The following is a 4,135-nucleotide window of genomic DNA, read 5'->3' on the forward strand; positions in this document are numbered from 1 at the left end:
GGGGTTACCTTCTTGAAGTGACGGACTACCCTGTTAGATGGAGTTAAAAAACCGGCATTGCAAATGCCTCTGTGCCGTTTTCAAAAAGGATAGGAGGGATGTAATTGCAAATTACACCCAGTAAGGGGATTTCAATCCCCGGTTACAATATTTTCACCCGCTCCGCGGGTTGTGCCCTTCGCAGCTGCCTTTATCCCGCAGGCATTTCTAATCTATTGACGAGAGTGCCCAGAAAAAGACTGCTTTCCCGGTTTGGCCGGGATTGCCTTCCCGAAGTGACGGACTCCCCTGCTAGGTGGAGTTAAAAAAACCGGCATTGCAAATGCCTCTTTACCGTTTTCAAAAAGGATGGGAGGGATGTAATTACAAATTACACCCAGTCGCTCAATTCTACATCCAGTAGCCAAGCTAATGTTATTTTTAAGCTAGGCATAGTTTGTAACTGCGCCTTTGTATTCTTCTGAATTTGTAATTCAATTTTTTGATAATTACTTTTAGTTATTGGGTAGGTAGAGGGGGGACTGCTTTCCCCGTTGGCCGGGTTACCTACTCGCAGTGATGCAAAACACATACTCATAAACGCCCGACAATGGAAGAAAATACAAGCAACAACCAGTCAATCCAAAGCCCCTTTTCCCAGACGTACTTCCATGGTACAAAGGTGGACTTGAAAATCGGCGACTTTATAGAAACCGGTATTGAATCAAATTATGGGCAAAAGAAGAAAGCGAAATACATCTATCTGACAGCTACCTTGGATGCTGCTATTTGGGGAGCGGAACTTGCTTCAGGTGAAGGGCGTGAACGGATATATCTGGTACAGCCCACCGGGCCAATAGAGGATGACCCCAATTTGACAGATAAAAAATTCCCCGGTAATCCCACCATGTCGTACCGTTCTAAGCATCCTTTTAAAGTGGTGGGCGAAGTGACCGTTTGGCAACCCCACTCACCTGAACAGGTGAAGGCAATGAAAGACGGACTGGACCGGCTGAAGGCCCAAGGGATTGAAGCGATAGAGGATGAGTAAAAGTCAAATTTTAAATACGGACTTTGATTTGAAAGCAGATACCAATCCTACACCCAAACCTATGAAGAAATGATATACATTACCCAGCTTATATACCTTCTTGACGGGCAGGAGGCGACTTTCGATGAGTTTGAGAAAGTGGCCATGCCTTTGATCCCCAAATACAACGGCCGGCTGCTGTTCAGGTACAGGCCGGCTCCGGAAAACATCATTGAACAAAGCATGGAAACCCCCTATGAAATCCACCTGGTGGAATTTAAGGATGAGGCGGATCTGGATCATTTTTTCAAAGATGAGGAACGGAAAAAATACGTCCACCTGAAAGAACAATCCATCAAAACGGTTTGGCTGATCAAGGGGATAAAGTTGTAACGGGCGTTTATTGTCCACTAATTTCACTAATTGACACGAATTTTATGAAGTGTTAGTGGACCGGCCGCTCCTATGGAGCTTTTGTGAATCCAGAAGGAAATTTATTTAGAAAGTTATACCGTCTTATAAAAAACATCAAATACACCGGGGTTCCCTGAAATCTGAACTCCTTCTAAGTGCCTTAGGTGCGGATGATTTTGATAACCGTAGGTTTCAACCTACGGATTCCAAAAGCATACGCTTCTCTCCAAGTCCCGTAGGGACGGCCGATCTGGAACGGTTGTATATCGGCCGTCCCTACGGGACTCCGGTCTGCTTTGGGGCCGTCCGATCCATGGGTTTTAACCCATGGTTATAAGATCGGGCGCTCCTACGGAGCTTTTGTGAATCCAGAAGGAAATTCATTTAGAAAGTTATACCGTCTTATAAAAAACATCAAATACACAGGTTTCCCTGAAATCTGAACTCCTTCTAAGTGCCTTAGGTACGGATGATTTTGATAACCGTAGGTTTCAACCTGCGGACAGCCAATATATACCCTTCTCTCCAAGTCCCGTAGGGACGGCCGATCTGGAACGGTTGTATATCGGCCGTCCCTACGGGACTCCGGTCTGCTTTGGGGCCGTCCGATCCATGGGTTAAAACCCATGGTTAATAGTTCGGGCGCTCCTATGGAGCTTTTGTGAATCCAGAAGAGAAATTACTTGGTGATTGCATCTTTTTGTAAAACATCAAATACCTAGGGTGTTCCTTTGGAACCCGGCCCCTAAGTGCCGTAGGCACGGACGATCTTGATAACCGCAGGTTTCAACCTGCCGCCCGTCAAATCATACCCTTTTCTCTAAGTTCCACAGGGACAGTCGGTTTTGGGCTGTTGTATATCGGCCGTCCCTACGGGACTCCGGTCTGCTTTGGGGCCGTCCGATCCATGGGTTAAAACCCATGGTTATAAGATCGGGCGCTCCTACGGGGCTTTTGTGAATCCAGAGGAGAAATTACTTGGTGATTGCATCTTTTGGTAAAACATCAAATACCCAGGGGTTCCTTTGGAACCCGGCCCCCTAAGTGCCGTAGGCACGGACGATCTTGATAACCGTAGGTTTCAACCTACGGATTCCAAAAGCATACGCTTCTCTCCAAGTCCCGTAGGGACGGCCGATCTTGGACCAGGCTAAAGTTAACCGGTCCGCTTTCCCTTCTGATCAGACCTTTTTGCAGGTAGAACCGTCCTGATGTGGAAAGCCTCATATCCAATTCGTTACCTGGCCGTTTGGTACTGTTTTTAAATATACGTATATTTGTTAAAAACACGTGTAAACAAGCAACTTCCATGAAAACGAAACTGACCCTTACCGTAAAAAAGAGCGTCATCGATACGGCCAAAAGGAGGGCGAAAGAGAAAGGGATTTCCCTTTCCCGGATGTTTGAGGAGATTTTTGAAGAAGAGGGATCAAATGAGATAAAAACGGCGCCTCAAAAGGCGGCGGAAAGACTCCTTCAGATGTTGCCTTTGATATCATTTCAAAAAGAAAGCCCTATTTTTCGACGGCCGTCAAGCTGCTTGAAATGGCATCGAAAGACAAAGTAGCATTGCTTGTTTCCGAAAGCAGCATGGCCAATCTCATTTACCTTTCTTTTGATATCTACAAATTGCCGGATGCGGCGCCCAAACTGCTGGATTTCATTGCGGCTTGCGGCGTTGTGGGAGGGGGAAAGTCCGTCATGATGGAAGCGCTGGCTTCAAACTTCAAAGACAAAGAAGATGCGCTGCAATATTATACGGCCCTTCACCATGGTGCCGATTATTTCATCACCAGAAATACAAAAGACTACAAACGTTCTTCCCCTTTGCTCCCCGTATTTACCCCCTCGGAATTTTTTGCGCACATCTGAGGGCGAATGATCCCATTGCCAATCCACCGGCCGCGGCTTCGTCGTGGAGACCTGTAGGGGGGGTATCAACTTTCGGGTTGATCACCGGGGTTATTGTCCACGGATCCCGAAACGAGTCCGGGACAGGTTTCACTGATTGCCACGGATTTTATGAAATGGTTCAGATGAAGGAATCGGATTTCCCAATGATAATTTGATTTTAAGTTGCCCTTTAGCTTGCACCTCGGGGTTCCCTGTAAGTGCCATAGGCACGGATGGTCTGGTAACCGCAGGTTTCAACCTGCCACCCGTCAAATCATACCCTTTTCTCTAAGTTCCACAGGGACAGGCGGTTTTGGGCTGTTGTATATCGGCCGTCCCTACGGGACTCTGGTCTGCTTTGGGGTTTTCCGATCCATGGGTTAAAACCCATGGTTAATAGTTCGGCTGCTCCTATGGAGCTTTTTGTTAATCCCAAGGAAAGGTCGTTTAGGAGTTTCATCTTCTTATAAAACGTCAAAAACAAAAGAGTCTCCTTTGGAACCCAAACCCCTTGCAGGTGCCGCAGGCACGGATAATCTGGTAACCGCAGGTTTCAACCTGCCACCCGTCAAATCATACCCTTTTCTCTAAATTCCACAGGGACAGGCGGTTTTGGGCTGTTGTATATCGGCCGTCCCTACGGGACTCTGGTCTGCTTTGGGGTTTTCCGATCCATGGGTTAAAACCCATGGCTCGACTTTGGCTATTTACTAGACATAAAATAAAAAGAGGCTGCAATTTGGAATTGTGGTCTTTTTTATTGATTTTTATATCTAGTTATATGACTAGATATGGGATATCCGACTAAAATCCAGCTCA

4 protein-coding genes are annotated in these 4,135 nt (G+C 46.5%); all 4 read left to right on the forward strand.

The window, feature by feature from the left end; all coding sequences use genetic code 11:
• Positions 1-589 precede the first annotated feature (589 nt).
• The 4 genes from arr to ACFPFU_RS25515 all read left to right on the forward strand — a co-directional run bounded on the left by arr (position 590) and on the right by ACFPFU_RS25515 (position 3,295).
• Positions 590-1,030: an NAD(+)--rifampin ADP-ribosyltransferase gene (gene arr / locus ACFPFU_RS25500; RefSeq protein WP_377069552.1), complete on the forward strand. Its 441-nt coding sequence runs from the start codon at positions 590-592 to the stop codon at positions 1,028-1,030.
• Between the two features lie 69 nt (positions 1,031-1,099).
• Complete coding sequence (locus ACFPFU_RS25505) at positions 1,100-1,402, forward strand: DUF1330 domain-containing protein (RefSeq protein ID WP_377069554.1); 303 nt, start codon at positions 1,100-1,102, stop codon at positions 1,400-1,402.
• A 1,330-nt stretch (positions 1,403-2,732) separates the two neighbouring features.
• Positions 2,733-2,990: a DUF6364 family protein gene (locus tag ACFPFU_RS25510; protein ID WP_377069555.1), complete on the forward strand. Its 258-nt coding sequence runs from the start codon at positions 2,733-2,735 to the stop codon at positions 2,988-2,990.
• Positions 2,960-3,295, forward strand: a complete 336-nt coding sequence (locus tag ACFPFU_RS25515) for a type II toxin-antitoxin system VapC family toxin (protein ID WP_377069557.1) — start codon at positions 2,960-2,962, stop codon at positions 3,293-3,295. Before ACFPFU_RS25510 ends, ACFPFU_RS25515 begins: the two co-directional genes overlap by 31 nt.
• Positions 3,296-4,135: the final 840 nt, after the last annotated feature.

Origin of the sequence: Negadavirga shengliensis, assembly GCF_042652345.1 — a bacterium.
In the GTDB taxonomy this organism is placed as follows: domain Bacteria; phylum Bacteroidota; class Bacteroidia; order Cytophagales; family Cyclobacteriaceae; genus Negadavirga; species Negadavirga shengliensis.